We start from the raw sequence: 18,554 nt of genomic DNA, 5'->3' as shown, positions 1-18,554 counted from the left end.
GACCGCCCGCACGGGGCTACGCTCCGCCGTTGCCCGTCGTGTTCGCCAGTGCCGCCGACAGTTCCCGCGCCACCTCCTGGAGGATCGGCACGATCTTCTCCGTCGCCGCCTCCGTCACGCGGCCCGCCGGGCCCGAGATCGAGATGGCCGCCGCGGTGGGGGAGTCGGGGACCGAGACCGCGAGGCAGCGGACTCCTATCTCCTGCTCGTTGTCGTCGACCGCGTACCCCGTCTCGCGGACCGCGACGAGCGCGTCGAGGAAGCCCTCCGGGGTGGTGATCGTCTTCTCCGTGGCCGCCGGCATGCCGGTGCGGGCCAGCAGCGCGCGGACCTCCTCGGCCGGGGTGTGCGCCAGCAGCGCCTTGCCGACACCGGTCGAGTGCGGCAGCACCCGCCGGCCGACCTCGGTGAACATCCGCATCGAGTGCTTGGACGGCACCTGCGCCACGTACACGATCTCGTCGCCGTCGAGCAGCGCCATGTTCGCGGTCTCGCCGGTCTCCTCGACGAGCCGCGCCAGGTACGGGCGCGCCCAGGTGCCGAGGAGGCGGGAGGCGGACTCGCCGAGCCGGATGAGCCGGGGGCCGAGCGCGTACCGCCGGTTCGGCTGCTGGCGCACGTACCCGCAGGCGACCAGGGTGCGCATCAGGCGGTGGATGGTGGGGAGCGGGAGTCCGCTGCTGGCGGAGAGCTCGCTCAGCCCGACCTCGCCCCCGGCGTCGGCCATCCGCTCCAGGAGGTCGAAGGCACGCTCAAGGGACTGGACGCCCCCGCTCGCGGCGGGCTTGGCGGCGTCGGTGGTGCTGGCGCTGGACGTCGGCACGTCAACGGTCCTTTCGGGGCAGGCGGGCAAGGCAGCAGCCTACCGGCCCATCGGCCGGGGTACATGGTCCTGGTGTCGGCGTCCGCGCCGGTCAGGACGTGTTTGTCCGGTGTCGGAGACGGCCCGGAGCCGTCCGGGTCGCCCCCGGCTGTACGGAGCTACGTTCTACTGTACGGAATTTGCATTTCACTTGGTGGAAACATCCAAGTGGCCCTCGGTGCCGCCCGGCATCCTCGCCGATGCTGGAAGTGTGCCCTTGACGACATGTCGTCCGGAAGTGAAGACTCCTTCAACAGTTCGTTGAATTTCTTCGTGAAGCACTGGAAGAGGGGTACGGGTGGACGTCAACCTGGTCCTGCGCTCGACGCGTGTCATCACCCCCGAGGGGACACGCCCGGCGTCGATCGCCGTCTCCGGAGGGACGATCACGGCCGTGCTGCCGTACGACGCCGAGGTACCCGCCGGTGCCCGGCTCGAGGACGTCGGCGACGACGTCGTGCTGCCCGGACTCGTCGACACCCACGTGCACGTGAACGACCCCGGCCGCACCGAGTGGGAGGGCTTCTGGACCGCCACCCGCGCGGCCGCCGCCGGCGGCATCACCACCCTCCTCGACATGCCGCTCAACTCGCTGCCGCCCACCACCACCGTGGAGAACCTGCGCGTCAAGCAGGAGGTCGCCCGCGCCAAGGCGCACGTCGACGTCGGCTTCTGGGGCGGCGCCCTGCCCGACAACGTCAAGGACCTGCGCCCGCTGCACGACGCAGGCGTCTTCGGCTTCAAGTGCTTCCTGTCGCCCTCCGGCGTGGAGGAGTTCCCCGAGCTCGACCAGGAGCAGCTGGCGACCTCGCTCGCGGAGATCTCCGGCTTCGACGGCCTGATGATCGTCCACGCCGAGGACCCCCACCACCTCGCCGCCGCGCCCCAGCGCTCCGGCGGCGCGTACGCCGACTTCCTCGCCTCGCGCCCCCGCGACGCCGAGAACACGGCGATCGAGAACCTGATCAACCAGGCCCGCCGGCTCAACGCCCGCGTCCACGTCCTGCACCTCTCCTCCTCCGACGCGCTCCCGGTCCTCGCCGCCGCCAGGGCCGAGGGCGTCAAGGTCACCGTCGAGTCCTGCCCGCACTTCCTCACGCTCACCGCCGAGGAGATCCCGGACGGGGCCACCGAGTTCAAGTGCTGCCCGCCCATCCGCGAGGCGGTCAACCAGGACGCGCTCTGGCAGGGGCTCGCGGACGGCACGATCGACTGCATCGTCTCCGACCACTCCCCGTCCACCACCGACCTCAAGACGCCCGACTTCGCGTCCGCCTGGGGCGGCATCTCCTCCCTCCAGCTCGGCCTGCCCGCCATCTGGACCGAGGCCCGCCGCCGCGGCTTCGACCTCACCGACGTCGTCCGCTGGATGTCCGAGGGCCCGGCCCGGCTCGCCGGCCTCACCCGCAAGGGCGCCATCGAGGCCGGCCGCGACGCCGACTTCGCCGTGCTCGACCCCGAGGCGACCTTCACCGTCGACCCGGCCGAGCTCCAGCACCGCAACCGGATCACCGCCTACGCGGGCCGCACCCTCAACGGCGTCGTCACCTCCACCTGGCTGCGCGGCGAGCGCATCGCCGACCACGGCACCCTCGCCGAGCCCTCCGGCCGCCTCCTCGAAAGGAACAACTGACCCGTGAGCACCGGCATACCCTCCTTCACCGGCGACGCCAGCCCCTACGGCGGCGGCGACCCGTACGCCGACTACCGGACGGCCGACTTCCCCTTCACCCAGTACGCCGACCTCGCCGACCGCCGCCTCGGCGCGGGCGTCATCGCCGCCAACGACGAGTTCTTCGCCGAGCGCGAGAACCTCCTCAAGCCCGAAGCGGCCGAGTTCGACCCCGAGCACTTCGGCCACAAGGGCAAGATCATGGACGGCTGGGAGACCCGCCGCCGCCGCGGCGTCTCCGCCCAGCAGCCGCACCCCACCGAGGACGACCACGACTGGGCCCTCGTACGGCTCGGCGCGCCCGGCGTCGTCCGCGGCATCGTCCTCGACACCGCCCACTTCCGCGGCAACTACCCGCAGGCCGTCTCCGTCGAGGCCGCCTCCGTCCCCGGCTCGCCCTCGCCCGAGGAGCTCCTCGCCGACGACGTCAAGTGGACGGTGCTCGTCCCGCGCACCGCCGTCGGCGGGCACGCGGCCAACGGCTTCGCCGTCGACGTCGAGCAGCGCTTCACCCACCTGCGCGTCAACCAGCACCCCGACGGTGGCATCGCCCGCCTCCGCGTGTACGGCGAAGTGGCCCCCGACCCGCAGTGGCTCGGCGTGCTCGGCACCTTCGATCTCGCGGCCCTGGAGAACGGCGGCCAGGTCGAGGACGCCTCCGACCGCTTCTACTCCCCGGCCACCAACACCATCCAGCCCGGCCGCTCCCGCAAGATGGACGACGGCTGGGAGACCCGCCGCCGCCGCGACAAGGGCAACGACTGGATCCGCTACCAGCTCGTCGCCGAGTCCGAGATCCGCGCCGTCGAGATCGACACCGCCTACCTCAAGGGCAACAGCGCCGGCTGGGCCGCGCTCTCCGTCGCCGCCGAAGGCTCCGAGGAGTGGACCGAGATCCTGCCCCGGACCCGCCTCCAGCCCGACACCAACCACCGGTTCGTGCTCGACACCCCGGCGATCGGCTCCCGCGTGCGGATCGACATCTACCCGGACGGCGGCATCTCCCGCCTCCGCCTCTTCGGCTCCCTCACGGACGCCGGCACGGCCCGACTCACCGCCCGCCACCAGGAACTGGGCGGCTGACCGGACCCGCACACGGGAAGGCCGGGGCGCGTCCCCGGCCTCCCGCCACGAACTGGGCGGGTACGACACCCCGCCCGGCCCGCGAGGGCGCACCGGCCCGACAGCACCGGTGCGCCCTCGCGTACCCCTTTTTTTGAGGGCTCGGTTCGCCTCCGGGCGCCCGGCGCCGGGCTCACGACCCCGACCGTGCTCGGCCCCCCCTCGTTCCTCGGCGGGCCTGCGCGCGCTCGGGGTCGTTCCCCCGGCGGCGCCCTTCGGCTCACTCGCCGGTCCTGCACGTGGGCCCCGCCTCCGGGCGCCCGGTGCCGGGCTCACGACCCCGACCGTGCTCGCCCCCCCTCGTTCCTCGGCGGGCCTGCGCGCTCGGCGTCGTTCCCCCGGCGGCGCCCTTCGGCTCACTCGCCGGTCCTGCACGTGGGCCCCGGGCGGCCTGGAGCCGGGCGCAGGACCCGCGCCTCCGTCGTCACGCCGCGTGCCCGCCGTCCACCGTGAACTCCGCGCCCGTCACGTACCGGCCCTCCGGGCCCGCCAGGAACGCCACCGTCGCGGCCACCTCCTCCGCCGTGCCGAACCTGCCCAAGGCCGTCAGGGCCGCCTGGTCCGCCGCGTACGGGCCGTCCGCCGGGTTCATGTCCGTGTCGATGGGGCCCGGGTGCACCAGGTTCGCCGTGATGCCGCGGCCGCCGAGTTCCCTCGCCAGCCCCTTCGTCAGGCCGATCAGCGCCGTCTTGCTCAGCGCGTACAGCACCCCGCCGGGGCCCGGCACCCGCTGGGCCATGCAGCTGCCGACGGTGACGATCCGGCCGCCGTCCCCAAGGTGCCCGGCCGCCGCCTGCGCGGCGAGGAACGCCGCCCGCACGTTCACGGCGAGGACCCGGTCCACATCCGTGAGGGCCAGGGACTCCAGCGGTCCGAGCACACCGACCCCGGCGTTGTTCACCAGCACGTCGAGCCGGCCCAGGGCGTCCGCCGCCCAGTTCACCGCGCCCGCCGCGTCCCCCGGGTCGGCCGCGTCCGCCCGCAGCGGCAGCGCCCTCCGCCCGGTCGCCTCGATGCGCGCGGCCACCTCCTTGGCGCGCACCTCGTCCCGTACATAGGTGAAGGCGACGTCGGCGCCCTCCTCCGCGAGCCGCACGGCCGTGGCCGCGCCGATCCCGCGGCTGCCGCCCGTCACCAGGACCGCCATGCCGTTCATCGTGGACATCCCGATTCCTCCGTAGCCAAGAAGCCATAAGTGGTTGCGGGTTCAATGAAAGTCGTCCGGGCTCCGGGAGGCTGGCGGGAATCGGACGGCGACCCCGGCGCCGGGCGCGGGCCCCGCGCCGGCCTAGAAAGGTGTAGCCACCACAGGCCCCTCCCGGTACGGTGATCGCTCCACGTGCGAGCCGTCGAAGTCTCCACCCCACCTCAAGAGTTGGAGATGCGGCCGCCATGTCAGCTTCGTCGACCGCCGCCCCGCTGTCCCTCGGTGCCCCCCGCCCGGCCTGGCTCACCGACCTGCCCGTCCTGCTCGTCGCCGTCGTCTGGGGCGCCAGCTACCTCGCGGCCAAGGGCATCACCACCACCCACACCGTGATCGCGGTCCTCGTGCTGCGGTTCGCCGTGGTGCTGCCCGTCCTCGTCGTCGCCGGCTGGACCAGGCTCCGGGCCCTGAGCGCCGCCCAGTGGCGCGGCGCCGGAGCGCTCGGACTGATCCTCGGCGGGATCTTCCTCCTGGAGACCTACGGCGTCGTCCACACCTCCGCCACCAACGCGGGCCTGATCATCAGCCTCACCATGGTCTTCACCCCGCTCGCCGAGGCCGCCGCGACCCGGGTCCGGCCGCCCCGCGCCTTCCTGGGCGCCGCCGCGCTCTCCGTCCTCGGCGTGGTCCTCCTCACCCAGGGCGGCGGCTTCACCACCCCCTCCCTCGGCGACCTGCTCATGCTGCTCGCCGCCCTCGCCCGTACGGTCCACGTCCTGGCGATGTCCCGCATCAGGGCGGTCCGTTCGGCCGACTCGCTCTCCCTGACCACCGTGCAGCTCGGCTCCGCCGTCGCCGTCTTCGCGGCCATCGCGGCCTTCCCCGGCACCGGCGCCACGCCCTGGGCGGTGGCCCTGGACTTCGGCCCGCGCGAGTGGGCCGGACTGCTCTTCCTCTCCGTCTTCTGCACGCTCTTCGCCTTCTTCGTGCAGATGTGGGCCGTCCGCCGGACCTCCCCGTCCCGGGTCAGCCTCCTCCTCGGCACGGAACCCCTCTGGGCCGCCGCCGCGGGCATCGCCCTCGCCGGCGACCGCCCCGGCCTCCTCGGCCTCGCCGGGGCGATCCTCGTGCTGGCGGGCACCGGTTGGGGCCGCCGGGCCGCCGACCGCCACGCCGGGTAGGTTGTCCGACCATGCGTTCACTGGTCTACGACAACGAGTTCCGCGCCAAGGCCCGCCGCACCCAGGGCTGGGGCCTCGGGCTCTTCACCCTCGCCGCCCTGTGCTGGGTCTGGCTCGGCGTCATGCTCCTCACCCCGTACGAGGACGCCGACGGCGGCAGCCCCTGCCCCGCCCTGCTCACCAGCGAGTACGTCCACGACAAGGAGTGCGTGGAGAGCCGGGACTGGCCCGGCACCCTCGCCCTCCTCGGGATATCCGTCCCCTTCGCCGTGGTCGGCGGGGCCCTCTACACCAGCGGCTCGGTCTCCCACCGGATGGCCGAGCACCTCGCCGAGGTGACCCGGCTCGACGCGGCGAGCACCCCGCGGGACTGAACCCCGGGGCGTACGCCGCTCAGGACTTCGCCACCCGGTCCGACACGATCATGAGCACCAGGCCCAGCACCGCGATCACAATGTCGGCGAACAGCTCACGGCCCTCCAGGAACCACACGTTCTCCGTGAGGAACCGGGTCACGCCGAGGAGGCGGAACCAGCCGTCCGTCAGTTCGCGCACCACCCCGGCCACACCGAAGAGAGCGAGCAGGAAACCGGCGACCTCGAGAAACTTCTTCATGCGGTGATCATGGCGGGGCCGGTCGACCGGCCGCGTCCGCCTCCGGGCCACGGGCCCCGCGACCGAAGTATCGACCTCCGCGACTTCGGTAGCGGCCCGGCCGCCGCTGCCCCGCCCGGCGCCTCCCGCTGCGTACATTGCCACTATGAACCGCACGGACCGGCAGCGCTGGCTGCTCCCCTCCCACCTGGCCGGACCCGGTGGGAACGAGGAGGGCAGGCCCCGCCGTACCGTCCGCGACTGGATCGTGGACACCTCGATCTTCCTCCTCGCGGCCCTCGTCGGCCTGATCGCCGCCGACACCAGCGCGCAGTACACCAGCGGGGCCGTCACCATCGTCGACCAGCTCCTGGGCGCCGCGGGCTGCTGCGCCCTCTGGCTGCGCCGCCGCTGGCCCGCGGGGCTCGCGATCGGCCTCTCGCTGCTCAACCTCGTGGCCCCGGTCGCGGCCGGCGCCCTCCTCGCGAGCCTCTTCAGCGTCGCCGTGCGCAGACCCTTCCGCGAGGTCGCCGCGATCGGCGCGCTCGCCGTCGCCACCTCCACCGTGCAGGCCTTCATCCGGCCCGACCCCACCACCAACACCGGGCTCTCCATCGCCCTCGGCTTCACCCTCATCCTCCTCGTCACCGCCTGGGGCATGCTCGTCCGCTCCCGCCGCCAGCTCGTCGAGGCGCTGCGGGAGCGCGCCCGCCGCGCCGAGGCCGAGGCCGAGCTGCGCGCCGCCCAGGCCCAGCGGCTCGCCCGCGAGGCCATCGCCCGCGAGATGCACGACGTCCTCGCCCACCGCCTCACCCTGCTCAGCGTGCACGCCGGAGCCCTGGAGTTCCGCCCCGACGCCCCGCCCGAGCAGGTCGCCCGCGCCGCCGGCGTCATCCGCGACAGCGCCCACGAGGCCCTCCAGGACCTCCGCGAGATCATCGGCGTGCTCCGGGCCCCCGGCGAGAACGGCGACGGCGGCGACCGGCCGCAGCCCACCCTCGCCACCCTCGACGCGCTGATCGACGAGTCCCGCGAGGCCGGCGCGGACGTCGTCCTCGACACCACCGTCGACGAACCGTCCACCGTGCCCGCCGCCACCGGCCGCACGGTCTACCGCATCGCGCAGGAGGGCCTCACCAACGCCCGCAAGCACGCCCCGGGGACCACCGTCACCGTCACCGTCCGCGGCCGCCCCGGCGAGGGACTCACCGTCGACGTCCACAACCCGGCCCCCGACGGCCCCGTCCCGCCCGTCCCCGGCTCCGGCCAGGGACTGATCGGACTCACCGAACGCGCCGCGCTCGCCGGCGGCCGGATGGAGCACGGACCCGCCCCCGACGGCGGATTCTCGCTGCACGCCTGGCTACCGTGGCCCGCATGACCATCCGGCTGCTCATCGTCGACGACGACCCCCTGGTCCGCGCGGGCCTCACCCTGATGCTCGGCGGCGCCGAGGACCTGCAGATCGTCGGCGAGGGCGCCGACGGCCGCGAGGTCCCCGAACTCGTCGCCCGGTACGCCCCCGACGTGGTCCTCATGGACATCCGCATGCCGCAGGTGGACGGGCTCACCGCCACCGAACGGCTCCGCGCCGAGCCCGGCGCACCCGAGGTCGTCGTCCTCACCACCTTCCACGCCGACGAGCAGGTGCTGCGCGCCCTGCGGGCCGGCGCGGCCGGGTTCGTCCTCAAGGACACGCCGCCCGCCGAGATCCTCGCCGCCGTCCGCCGGGTCGCCGCCGGGGACCCGGTGCTGTCCCCGGCGGTCACCCGTCAGCTCATGACCCACGTCGCGGGCCGGCCCGAGCGGTCCCCCCGCGACGCGGCCGCCGGCCGCCTCGCCGAACTCGCCGACCGCGAGCGGGAGGTGGCCGTCGCCGTGGGGCGCGGCCTCGCCAACGCGGAGATCGCCGCCGAGCTCTACATGAGCGTGCCCACGGTGAAGACCCACGTCTCGCGCGTCCTCGCCAAGCTGGGCCTCAACAACCGCGTCCAGATCGCGCTCCTCGTCCACGACGCCGGCCTGCTCGACGACGAGGGCCGGAAGTGATCGATTCGAGCCGGTCCCGTTCGGATAGTCTGCGTCGATGTCCGTCATCGAACTGGGGGAGTACGGCGCGGACTTCACCGCGGATCCGTACCCCTTCTACGCACGACTCCGGGAAGCCGGTCCCGTCCACGAGGTCCGGATGCCCGACGGCTTCCGGTTCTGGCTGGTCGTCGGCCACGAGGAGGGGCGCGCCGCCCTCGCCGACCCCCGGCTCGCCAAGTCCCCGTCCGTGATCGGCGTACGGCCGCCGGAGGAGGACGCCATCGGCGTCCACCTTCTCGCGGCCGACGCGCCCGACCACACCCGGCTGCGCCGCCTGGTCACGGGCGAGTTCACCGGCCGCCGGGTGGAGAACCTGCGGCCCCGCATCGAGCGGCTCACCGCCGACCTGGTCGACGCGATGGAACCGGCCGGCCGCGCCGACCTCGTCGACGCCTTCGCCTACCCGCTGCCGATCACCGTCATCTGCGAGCTCCTCGGGGTCCCCACGAAGGACCGCGACACCTTCCGCCGCTGGTCCACGGAGCTGGTCAGCCCGACCGGCGAGGAGGACTTCTCGCGCAGCATGGTGGACTTCGGCGCCTACCTCGACGAGCTGATCGAGGACAAGCGGGCCGCCGGTCCCTCCGACGACCTGCTCTCCGGCCTGATCGCCTCCCGGGCCGAGGACGGCGACCGGCTCTCCGGACCCGAACTCCGCGCCATGGCCTACCTGCTGCTCATCGCGGGCCACGAGACGACCGTCAACCTGATCGCCAACACCGTCCGCAACCTGCTCACCCATCCCGACCAGCTCGCCGCGCTGCGCGCCGACCCGGGTCTGCTGGACGGCACGATCGAGGAGTCCCTGCGGTACGACGGGCCGGTCGAGACCAGCACCTTCCGGTTCAGCCGGGTACCCGTCACCCTCGGCGGCACCGAGATCCCGGCCGGCCGGCACGTGCTGGTCGCCATCGGAGCGCTCGACCGCGACCCGGCCCGCTTCCCCGCACCCGACCGCTTCGACATCCGCCGCGACACGCGGGGCCACCTCGCCTTCGGGCACGGCGTCCACTACTGCCTCGGCGCCCCGCTCGCCCGCCTGGAGGGCCGTATCGCGCTCCGGACCCTCCTCGACCGCTTCCCGAAGCTGGAACTCGACCCCGACGGCGAGGCCTGGGAATGGCTCCCCGGCCTCCTGATGCGCGGAACCCGCCACCTCCCGGTCCGCTGGTGACCCCCCACCCGGCCGCCCACCGCTGACCGTCGGGTCCCGGGCCCCGCCGCATGCCGCGAGGCCCGGGACCCGGGGCGGCCCTCACCTCTCCCGGCCCGCACCTCCCTTCCCGGCGAAGGCCCGCCCTCCCGGCCGGGGACCCGTCAGGCGCGGGGCGCGCAGGGGGTGCAGCAGGCGGGTGCCGGTTCGACGCACACGGTGACCGCGTCGGTGTTGTCGGACGGGTCGGGGTCCTTCTCGGCGGCGGTGACGGTGGCCGTGTTGGTGACACTGCCCGGCCGGGTGGCCTTGGCCCACACGGTGAGGGCGGCGCGCGCGCCGACGGCCAGCGCGCCGACGGACCACCGGCCGGTCTCCGGGTCGTAGCCGCCCGCGTCGGTGTCGGCGGAGAGGAGGACGAGACCGTCGGGAAGGCGGTCGGCGACCGTGACGCCGGAGGCCGGGCTGGGACCGGCGTTGTGGACGCTCAGGCGGTACGTGACGGTCTGGCCGACCGTCACGGTGGTCGCGTCGGCCGCCTTGGTCACGGCCAGATCGGCGGCCGGCCTCACCTCGGTCACCGCCTCGTCGGAGGTCGACGTCAGCGGCTCCGGCGTGGAGCCGAGCCGGTTCTCGTACGCGGCGACGGCGGTGTTGGTCACCCGGGTGCCCGCCGTCTCCAGACCGAGGGTGACCCGGTACTCGACGGTGGTGCCCCCGGGCAGAGCGGCGGTGTTGGCCAGACTGCCGCCCTGGGTGGCGGATGCTCCGGTGCCGAGCCGGAAGACCACCGTGTCGCTCGCGGCGTCGTACGCCGCCTCGTCGTCACCCGCCGGATCGGACTTCACGCCCGCGTTCGGGCCGTCGATGATCCGGAGCGAGCCGGGAACGTACGTCGTCCCCGGAGGCAGTACGTCGGTCAGGGTGAGCCGTTCGGCGGCTCCGCCCCCCTCGTTCCTGGCGGTGATCCGGTAGGTGACGACGTCGCCGACGTCCAACGGGCCGGCCGGGACGGCGGTCTTGGTGAGCACCACGTGGGGAGCGGTGCCGAAGAACACCCCGTCGAGGAAGTTGCCGACTCCCCGGTTGCCGCCGGCCGCCGAGACGGACCGGAAGGCGAACCGGGTGACGGTCTGCCCGGCCGGGACGGTGTAGGTGCCGGTGTAGTACCCCCACGCGGTGTTGCCGTCGGTGATGGAGCGCTGCTCCACCGTGTTGCCCGGAGCGCCGATGTCCAGGGCCATCGTGTCCTGTCCCTGCCGGCCGCGGTGGTACAGCCGCCAGTACAGCTTGGTGCCCGGGGTGGTGGGCAGGTCCTGGTAGAGGGTGGAGACCTGGTTGGCGTTGAGTTCGGCGAACTGCTCGCCCTCCGCGGAGGGCACGCCGTTGAAGCCGGAGTGCCACAGCTCGACCATGTGGTCCGTGGCGGTGGTGAGCCAGCCCGGGACGTGCCGGGGAGCCTGGGTCTGCGAGGCGTCCGGGAGGAACGCCATGTCGGTCACGGACGGCTGCTCGAAGGATCCGTTGACGAGGGCGACACGGAGGGGGACGGAAGGAGGTGTGCTCATGGTGACGTCTCCGATCGGTCGACGGTGCGCGAGGGCCCACCGCCCCGGACACGGGCCGAGGGGTGGGAACGCCCCGTAGCTCACCGCCCCCGCACCGCCGGGTACAGCGGGGCCCGGGACCTCCCGGCCAGCGCCGGCGGTCGGGTTTGCCCGCGGCGGACACCGCGCGTGACGGTGCTCCCGCCCCTCGCCGCCTCCCTCCGGCGACCTCACCGGTCACCCGTGGACCACGGCGCACGCGGGTATCTCCCGCGCTGACCGGATGACATGGCACTCTGGCGTTCACGCGCCACCGGAACGAGTGAACCGGTGATCGCCGAGTTGACGCTTGACGGCGGTCGGGCCGCGCCGACCGGCGGTCTCCGGTGCCTCGCACGACCGTGGACCCGGCCGCGACCGGCCGCTCGACCGCCCCGGCGGTCCGGCGACGGGACAGGCAGCCCCTAGCCGATGTCCGCCACCCGTCCTAGCCGATGTCCGCCACCCGCACCGGGCGCCGCTCCCGCCGCGACCGCTCGCAGGCCTCCGCGATCCGGAGCGCCGCCAGGGCCTCCCGACCGTCGCAGGGATTGGGCGCCTCGCCGCGTACCAGGCGCACGAAGGCGTCCAGCTCCGCCTCGTACGCGGGGGCGAACCGCTCCAGGAAGCCGGACCACGGCTTCCCCGGCGGGGCCGGCGCCCAGGGCTCCACCGAGGTGAGCGGGGTCCGGTCGTCCAGGCCGACCGCGATCTGGTCCAGATCGCCCGCCAGCTCCATGCGGACGTCGTACCCGGCGCCGTTGCAGCGGGTCGCCGTCGCCGTCACGAGGGCGCCGTCGTCCAGCGTGAGCAGCGCGGCGGCCGTCGACACGTCGCCGGCCTCCCGGAACATCGCGGGCCCGCCGTCCGACCCCGTCGCGTACACCTCCACGACCTCCCGCCCGGTCACCCAGCGCACGACGTCGAAGTCGTGCACCAGGCAGTCCCGGAAGAGGCCGCCGGAGAGGGGCAGGTACGCGGCCGGCGGCGGCGCCGGATCGGAGGTCGCCGCCCGTGCGGTGTGCAGCCGGCCGAGGCGCCCCGAGCGGACCGCCTCGCGCGCCGCCCGGTACCCGGCGTCGAAGCGCCGCATGAAGCCGATCTGGAGCTCCGTGCCCGCCGCGGCCACCGCCGCCAGCGCGGCCGCCGTCCCCGGCACGTCCAGGGCGATCGGCTTCTCGCAGAAGGCCGGCAGCCCCGCGCCCGCCGCACGGGCGATCAGCTCCGCGTGCGCGGCGGTCGCCGAGGCGATCACCACGGCGTCCAATGCGTGGGCGAACAGCGAGGGGACGTCGGGGGCGGCCTCCGCCCCCAGCGCGCCCGCGACCCCGGCCGCCCGCGAGGCGTCCGCGTCCGCCACCACCAGCGACCCGACCTCCGGGTGGCGGGCCAGCACGCCCGCGTGGAAGCTCCCGATCCGGCCCGTACCGATGAGTCCGATGCGCATGGCCCCACCGTGGAGCCGTCCGCCCCCGGTGTCAAGGATTTGTCAGGACAACCGGACGTCACGACTTCCCGTCATCCACGCACCGGGCTACGCTCCCCCCGTGTCCAAGCAGTCCGGCTCCTCCCTGCCCCCGCTCTCCGTGGACCGCAGCAGTCCGGTCCCGCTGTACTTCCAGCTGGCCCGGCAGCTGGAGAGCGCCGTGGAGAACGGCACGCTGACCCCGGGCACCCTCCTCGGCAACGAGATCGACCTCGCCACCCGCCTCGGCCTCTCCCGCCCCACCGTCCGCCAGGCCATCCAGACCCTCGTCGACAAGGGCCTCCTGGTCCGCCGCCGGGGCGTCGGCACCCAGGTCGTGCACAGCACGGTCCGCCGCCCGCTGGAGCTCAGCAGCCTCTACGACGACCTCGACGCCGCCGGCCAGCTCCCCGCCACCCGGGTCCTGGTCAACCGCGTCGAGCCCGCCACCGGCCCGGTCGCCGCCGCCCTCCGGCTCCCCGAGGGCAGCGAGGTCGTCTACCTCGAACGGCTCCGCACCGCCCACGGCGAGCCCATGGCCTACCTGCGCAACCACCTGCCCGCCGAACTCCTCGGCCCCGGCGGACCGGACACCGCGCGCCTGGAGGCCACCGGCCTCTACCGGCTGCTCCGCTCCGCCGCGCTCACCCTGCACAGCGCCCGCCAGGCCGTCGGCGCCCGCGCCGCGACCGCCGCCGAGGCCGCCCTGCTGGACGAGCGGGAGGGCGCCCCGCTGCTCACGATGGAACGCGTCACCTTCGACGACACCGGCCGCGCCGTCGAGTACGGCTCCCACCTCTACCGGGCCGACCGCTACACCTTCGAGTTCCAGCTGATGGTCCGTCCGTAGGCCGTACCCCACCGGCGGACGGGCCGGACACCCGCCCCCTGGCGAACGCCACGACCCGCATGACCGATACTGCAATGCACGCCTGCAATGCACGCAAAGGACACAAAGGAGGGCACGGCCTCGTGACCAGGCTTCGGACAGGAGGGGTACGCGCCGCAGTCGGCGCCGTGCTCGCGCTCGCGCTCACCGGGGCGCTCGCCGGGTGCAGCAGCACCGGCGGAAAGCGCGCGGAGGACGCCCGCAAGGCCGCCGAGGCCCAGGGCAGGGCGGTCGTGGACACCCCCCGCTGGACCTTCGCCATGGTGACCCACTCGGGCGACGGCGACACCTTCTGGGACATCGTCCAGAAGGGCGCCAAGCAGGCCGCCGCCAAGGACAACATCAACTTCCTGTACGCCCACAGCGACGAGGCCCAGCAGCAGGCCCAGCTGATCGACTCGTACGTCGCCAAGGGCGTCGACGGCCTGATCGTCACGCTCGCGAAGCCCGACGCCATGAAGAGCGCGGTCGAGAAGGCCGTCAAGGCCGGTATCCCGGTCATCACCGTCAACTCGGGCGCCGAGCAGTCCAAGGCCTACGGAGCCCTCACCCACATCGGCCAGGACGAGACCGTCGCCGGCGAGGCCGTCGGCGAGGAACTCGACAAGCGCGGCAGGAAGAAGGCCCTCTGCGTCCTGCACGAGCAGGGCAACGTCGGCCACGAGCAGCGCTGCGCCGGAACGAAGAAGAGCTTCGACGGCGAACTGGTCAACCTCTACGTCGACGGCACCAACATGCCGGACGTCAAGGCGTCCATCGAGGCCAAGCTCCAGTCGGACAAGGACGTGGACGCCGTCGTGACGCTCGGCGCCCCCTTCGCCGACGCCGCCGTCCAGGCCGCCAAGAGCGCCGGGAGCAAGGCCGAGATCGACACCTTCGACCTCAACGCCAAGGTCGCCGCCTCCCTCAAGGCCGGCACCCTCGGCTTCGCCGTCGACCAGCAGCCCTACCTCCAGGGCTACGAGGCCGTCGACCTCCTCTGGCTGTACCGCTACAACGCCAACGTCCTCGGCGGCGGCAAGCCGGTCCTCACCGGCCCGCAGGTCATCACGAAGGACGACGCGGCGAAGCTCGTCGAGTACGCCGAGCGGGGCACCCGATGAGCTCCACCGCGCCACCGTCGGACGGACTCGACCACGTCGACGAGAGACTGCTGCGCACCACCCCGCTGAAGAAGCTGCTCGCCCGCCCCGAGCTCGGCTCGGTCGTCGGCGCGATCGCCGTCTTCGTCTTCTTCTCCCTCACCGCCGACAGCTTCCTGAACCCGTCCAGCCTCGGCACGGTGCTCTACGCGGCGTCCACCCTCGGCATCATGGCGGTGCCCGTCGCGCTGCTCATGATCGGCGGCGAGTTCGACCTGTCCGCCGGCGTCCTGGTGACCAGCTCGGCCCTCGTCTCGTCGATGTTCAGCTACCAGATGACGGCGAACGTCTGGGTCGGCGTCGGCGTCTCGCTGCTCGTCACCCTGGCCATCGGCGTCTTCAACGGCGTCATGCTGACCCGTACGAAGCTGCCCAGCTTCATCATCACGCTGGGCACCTTCCTCATGCTGACCGGCCTGAACCTCGGCCTCACCAAGCTCATCAGCGGCACCGTCTCCACCAAGAGCATCGCCGACATGGAGGGCTTCCCCTCCGCCCGCGCGCTCTTCGCCTCGCAGCTGACCATCGGCGGCGTCGAGTTCAAGGTCACCATCCTCTGGTGGTTCGGCCTGGTCGCGCTCGCCACCTGGATCCTGCTCCGCACCCGCTTCGGCAACTGGATCTTCGCGGTCGGCGGCAGCGCCGACGCGGCCCGCGCGGTCGGCGTCCCGGTCCACCGGACGAAGATCGGCCTCTACATGGGCGTGGCGCTCTGCGCCTGGATCTCCGGCCAGCACCTGCTCTTCTCCTTCGACGTCGTCCAGTCGGGCGAGGGCGTGGGCAACGAGCTGATCTTCATCATCGCGGCCGTCATCGGCGGCTGCCTGATCACCGGCGGCTACGGCTCCGCCATCGGCTCCGCGATCGGCGCCCTCATCTTCGGCATGACGAGCAAGGGCATCGTGTACGCCGAGTGGAACCCGGACTGGTTCAAGTTCTTCCTGGGAGCGATGCTCCTCCTGGCGACCCTGCTCAACGCCTGGATCCGCAAGCGCGTGGAGGCCACCAAGTGACGGAGAAGACCGCGCCCCTCGTCGAGCTCGACGACGTCAGCAAGTACTACGGCAACATCCGCGCCCTCGAAGGGGTCTCCCTGGAGGTCCGCGCCGGCGAGATCTCCTGCGTCCTCGGTGACAACGGCGCCGGCAAGTCCACCCTCATCAAGATCGTCGCGGGCCTCCACCGGCACGACACCGGGACCTTCCGCATCGAGGGCGAGGAGGTCACCCTCGCCAACCCGCGCGACGCCCTCGACCGGGGCATCGCCACCGTCTACCAGGACCTCGCCGTCGTCCCGCTCATGCCGGTCTGGCGGAACTTCTTCCTCGGCTCCGAGCCCACGAAGGGCTCCGGCCCCTTCAAGCGGCTCGACGTCGGCCTGATGCGGACCACCACCCGCGAGGCGCTGCTCCGCATGGGCATCGACCTGCGCGACGTCGACCAGCCCATCGGCACCCTGTCCGGTGGCGAGCGGCAGTGCGTGGCCATCGCCCGGGCCGTCCACTTCGGCGCGAAGGTCCTCGTCCTCGACGAGCCGACCGCCGCCCTGGGCGTCAAGCAGTCCGGCGTCGTCCTGAAGTACGTCGCGGCCGCCCGCGACCAGGGTCTCGGCGTGGTCCTCATCACCCACAACCCGCACCACGCGTACCTCGTCGGCGACCGCTTCGTCCTGCTCAAGCGGGGCGTGATGGCCGGCAGCCACAGCAAGGGCTCCATCACGCTCGACGAGTTGACCCGCCAGATGGCCGGCGGCACCGAGCTGGAGGACCTGCGGCACGAGCTGGAGCGGCCGTCCGCGACGTGACGGACCCCCCGCGGCCCGCCGCCGAGGTAACGGCCCCTTGACACCGCACCTGGCAGAATCGGAGCCGATGAGTACCTACCGTGACCTCGCCCACCGGGGATCGGCCCGGGGCACCGTGCTGCGGACCGTCGGCTCCCGGGAGCGGCGCTCCCACCTGACGGCGCCGCGGGTGCCGACCGTCGGCATCGACATCGGCGGTACGAAGGTGATGGCCGGCGTCGTCGACGCCGACGGCAACATCCTGGAGAAGCTCCGCACGGAGACCCCGGACAAGTCCAAGAGCGCCAAGGTCGTCGAGGACACCATCGTCGAGCTGGTCCTGGACCTCTCCGACCGGCACGACGTGCACGCGGTCGGCATCGGCGCGGCCGGCTGGGTCGACGCCGACCGGGCCACGGTGCTCTTCGCCCCGCACCTCGCCTGGCGCAACGAACCCCTCAGGGACGCCCTCCAGAGCCGCCTCGCCGTCCCGGTCATGGTGGACAACGACGCCAACACCGCGGCCTGGGCCGAGTGGCGCTTCGGCGCCGGACGCGGCGAGGACCACCTCGTCATGATCACCCTCGGCACCGGTATCGGCGGCGCCATCCTGGAGGACGGCCAGGTCAAGCGCGGCCGGTTCGGGGTGGCCGGCGAGTTCGGCCACATGCAGGTCGTCCCCGGGGGCCACCGCTGCCCCTGCGGCAACCGCGGCTGCTGGGAGCAGTACAGCTCCGGCAACGCGCTGGTCCGCGAGGCCCGTGAGCTGGCGGCCGCCGACTCCCCGGTGGCGTACGGGATCATCGAACGGGTCAAGGGGAACGTCCCCGAGATCACCGGACCGCTCATCACCGAGCTCGCCCGCGAGGGCGACGCCATGTGCGTGGAGCTGTTCCAGGACATCGGGCAGTGGCTCGGGGTCGGCATCGCCAACCTGGCCGCCGCCCTCGACCCCTCCTGCTTCGTCATCGGCGGCGGCGTCTCGGCCGCCGACGACCTGCTCATCGGCCCCGCCAGGGACTCCTTCCGCCGCCACCTCACCGGCCGCGGCTACCGTCCCGAGGCCCGCATCACCCGCGCCCAGCTCGGCCCCGAGGCGGGGATGGTCGGCGCCGCCGACCTCGCCCGCCTCGTCGCCCGCCGCTTCCGCCGCGCCAACCGGCGCCGGGTGGAGCGGTACGAACGGTACGAGCGCTACGCCCAGGCCCTGCGCAGCGGGACCTCGGGCCGGGCCGCCCGTACCCCCGAGGATCCGCCTTCATGACCCGGCCCCACCAGTCCACCCCGCCGCGCGACCCCGGGGGCAAGCTCCCCGAGGACCACCGGCACATGATCCGCCGCCGCTGGCTGACCGCCGTCATCATCGTCCTGCTCGTCGGCATCCCGGCCGGCTACCTCGTCATCTCCGCGGGCCAGAGCCGCGACAGCGGCCGCGACAAGGAGCGCGAGTCGTCCGCGGCGGGCCTCCAGGACAACTGGCCCTCGCTCATGAAGCGCCGGATCTTCGAGGTGCCGATCCCCGCGGGGGCGTGGGACGTCGCGTACTACGAGACGAGCAACTGGAAGACCAGCCGGCTGTACGTCCAGTTCTCGACCACCGCCGCCGGCCTGGACGCCTTCCTGGCCGAGTCCGGCACGAGCCGCGCGGCCCTCACCCCGGGCCGCATCACGGTCGGCGACCGTGACGCCGACATCGTGGGCTGGCGCTTCGCCGAGGGCATGAGCTGGGCGGGCACGACGGTACGCCGCGAGGACCCGCGCCCGGCGACGGACCTGACGGTCGACCTGACGGAACCGGCGTTCCCCCGGGTGTACGCGGTCTCGACGACGAGCCCCTGAGCGGCGCCGGGTCCGTGGGGGAGGGCCCGCG

18 protein-coding genes are annotated in these 18,554 nt (G+C 73.3%); 13 read left to right on the top strand and 5 right to left on the bottom strand.

Going from position 1 to position 18,554, the window contains the following annotated elements; genetic code table 11:
* Window positions 1–16 precede the first annotated feature (16 nt).
* On the bottom strand, window positions 17–823 hold the full coding sequence (locus ACY0MR_RS08190) for an IclR family transcriptional regulator (protein WP_388807094.1): 807 nt from the start codon (window positions 821–823) through the stop codon (window positions 17–19).
* A gap of 337 nt (window positions 824–1,160) precedes the next feature.
* Between ACY0MR_RS08190 and allB the strand changes: the two genes are divergently transcribed.
* Together allB and alc are read left to right on the top strand one after the other, a co-directional pair.
* Window positions 1,161–2,495, top strand: a complete 1,335-nt coding sequence (gene allB / locus ACY0MR_RS08185; protein ID WP_473560014.1) for an allantoinase AllB — start codon at window positions 1,161–1,163, stop codon at window positions 2,493–2,495.
* A gap of 3 nt (window positions 2,496–2,498) precedes the next feature.
* Window positions 2,499–3,617 (top strand): allantoicase, encoded by a 1,119-nt coding sequence (gene alc, locus ACY0MR_RS08180; protein ID WP_388807098.1) that lies wholly within the window; start codon window positions 2,499–2,501, stop codon window positions 3,615–3,617.
* Between the two features lie 463 nt (window positions 3,618–4,080).
* Here the strand turns inward: alc and ACY0MR_RS08175 are convergent, their stop codons facing one another.
* A complete protein-coding gene (locus tag ACY0MR_RS08175) occupies window positions 4,081–4,821 on the bottom strand; it encodes an SDR family NAD(P)-dependent oxidoreductase (RefSeq protein WP_473560012.1) in 741 nt (246 codons plus the stop codon).
* A 227-nt stretch (window positions 4,822–5,048) separates the two neighbouring features.
* Here ACY0MR_RS08175 and ACY0MR_RS08170 point away from each other — a divergent pair, with 227 nt between their 5' ends.
* The gene (locus ACY0MR_RS08170; RefSeq protein WP_473560010.1) at window positions 5,049–5,981 is read left to right on the top strand and encodes a DMT family transporter; all 933 of its coding nucleotides are present in this window, start codon (window positions 5,049–5,051) and stop codon (window positions 5,979–5,981) included.
* A gap of 11 nt (window positions 5,982–5,992) precedes the next feature.
* Window positions 5,993–6,355 carry a hypothetical protein gene (locus ACY0MR_RS08165; protein ID WP_473560008.1) on the top strand — a complete coding sequence of 121 codons (363 nt, stop codon included), beginning with the start codon at window positions 5,993–5,995 and terminating at the stop codon, window positions 6,353–6,355.
* A gap of 19 nt (window positions 6,356–6,374) precedes the next feature.
* On the opposite strand, the gene ACY0MR_RS08160 is transcribed toward ACY0MR_RS08165, so the two are convergent.
* Window positions 6,375–6,596 (bottom strand): hypothetical protein, encoded by a 222-nt coding sequence (locus ACY0MR_RS08160; protein WP_388807104.1) that lies wholly within the window; start codon window positions 6,594–6,596, stop codon window positions 6,375–6,377.
* A 145-nt stretch (window positions 6,597–6,741) separates the two neighbouring features.
* Here ACY0MR_RS08160 and ACY0MR_RS08155 point away from each other — a divergent pair, with 145 nt between their 5' ends.
* Genes ACY0MR_RS08155 through ACY0MR_RS08145 form a run of 3 tightly spaced genes read left to right on the top strand, consistent with a single transcriptional unit; the run spans window position 6,742 to window position 9,840 of the window.
* The gene (locus ACY0MR_RS08155; protein ID WP_473560006.1) at window positions 6,742–7,956 is read left to right on the top strand and encodes a sensor histidine kinase; all 1,215 of its coding nucleotides are present in this window, start codon (window positions 6,742–6,744) and stop codon (window positions 7,954–7,956) included.
* Entirely contained in the window at window positions 7,953–8,624 is a 672-nt protein-coding gene (locus ACY0MR_RS08150) for a response regulator (protein ID WP_404086214.1), read from the top strand. The genes ACY0MR_RS08155 and ACY0MR_RS08150 overlap by 4 nt, the downstream gene beginning before the upstream one ends.
* A 37-nt stretch (window positions 8,625–8,661) precedes the next feature.
* Entirely contained in the window at window positions 8,662–9,840 is a 1,179-nt protein-coding gene (locus tag ACY0MR_RS08145; RefSeq protein WP_473560004.1) for a cytochrome P450 family protein, read from the top strand.
* A 143-nt stretch (window positions 9,841–9,983) separates the two neighbouring features.
* Here ACY0MR_RS08145 and ACY0MR_RS08140 read toward each other — a convergent pair whose 3' ends face one another.
* Both ACY0MR_RS08140 and ACY0MR_RS08135 read right to left on the bottom strand, forming a co-directional pair.
* Entirely contained in the window at window positions 9,984–11,387 is a 1,404-nt protein-coding gene (locus tag ACY0MR_RS08140; RefSeq protein ID WP_473560002.1) for a DUF7507 domain-containing protein, read from the bottom strand.
* A gap of 466 nt (window positions 11,388–11,853) precedes the next feature.
* A complete protein-coding gene (locus ACY0MR_RS08135) occupies window positions 11,854–12,852 on the bottom strand; it encodes a Gfo/Idh/MocA family protein (protein ID WP_473560000.1) in 999 nt (332 codons plus the stop codon).
* Window positions 12,853–12,991: 139 nt separating this feature from the next.
* On the opposite strand from ACY0MR_RS08135, the gene ACY0MR_RS08130 reads away from it, so the two are divergent.
* The 6 genes from ACY0MR_RS08130 to ACY0MR_RS08105 all read left to right on the top strand — a co-directional run bounded on the left by ACY0MR_RS08130 (window position 12,992) and on the right by ACY0MR_RS08105 (window position 18,523).
* A complete protein-coding gene (locus ACY0MR_RS08130) occupies window positions 12,992–13,720 on the top strand; it encodes a GntR family transcriptional regulator (RefSeq protein WP_388807145.1) in 729 nt (242 codons plus the stop codon).
* Window positions 13,721–13,842: 122 nt separating this feature from the next.
* Window positions 13,843–14,862: a sugar ABC transporter substrate-binding protein gene (locus ACY0MR_RS08125; protein ID WP_473559998.1), complete on the top strand. Its 1,020-nt coding sequence runs from the start codon at window positions 13,843–13,845 to the stop codon at window positions 14,860–14,862.
* Window positions 14,859–15,914, top strand: coding sequence for an ABC transporter permease (locus ACY0MR_RS08120; protein WP_388807116.1), 1,056 nt, complete (start codon window positions 14,859–14,861; stop codon window positions 15,912–15,914). Before ACY0MR_RS08125 ends, ACY0MR_RS08120 begins: the two co-directional genes overlap by 4 nt.
* Complete coding sequence (locus ACY0MR_RS08115) at window positions 15,911–16,705, top strand: ATP-binding cassette domain-containing protein (RefSeq protein WP_473559996.1); 795 nt, start codon at window positions 15,911–15,913, stop codon at window positions 16,703–16,705. The genes ACY0MR_RS08120 and ACY0MR_RS08115 overlap by 4 nt, the downstream gene beginning before the upstream one ends.
* 67 nt (window positions 16,706–16,772) lie before the next feature.
* Window positions 16,773–17,948 carry an ROK family glucokinase gene (locus tag ACY0MR_RS08110; RefSeq protein WP_388807118.1) on the top strand — a complete coding sequence of 392 codons (1,176 nt, stop codon included), beginning with the start codon at window positions 16,773–16,775 and terminating at the stop codon, window positions 17,946–17,948.
* Window positions 17,945–18,523 carry a hypothetical protein gene (locus tag ACY0MR_RS08105; protein ID WP_473559994.1) on the top strand — a complete coding sequence of 193 codons (579 nt, stop codon included), beginning with the start codon at window positions 17,945–17,947 and terminating at the stop codon, window positions 18,521–18,523. The genes ACY0MR_RS08110 and ACY0MR_RS08105 overlap by 4 nt, the downstream gene beginning before the upstream one ends.
* The last annotated feature ends 31 nt before the right edge of the window (window positions 18,524–18,554 follow it).

The sequence above is a fragment of the Streptomyces sp. JN8 genome (assembly GCF_055808075.1).
The sequence above is the reverse complement of the archived record's forward strand: the minus strand, read 5'-3'. Positions and strand labels throughout refer to the sequence as shown.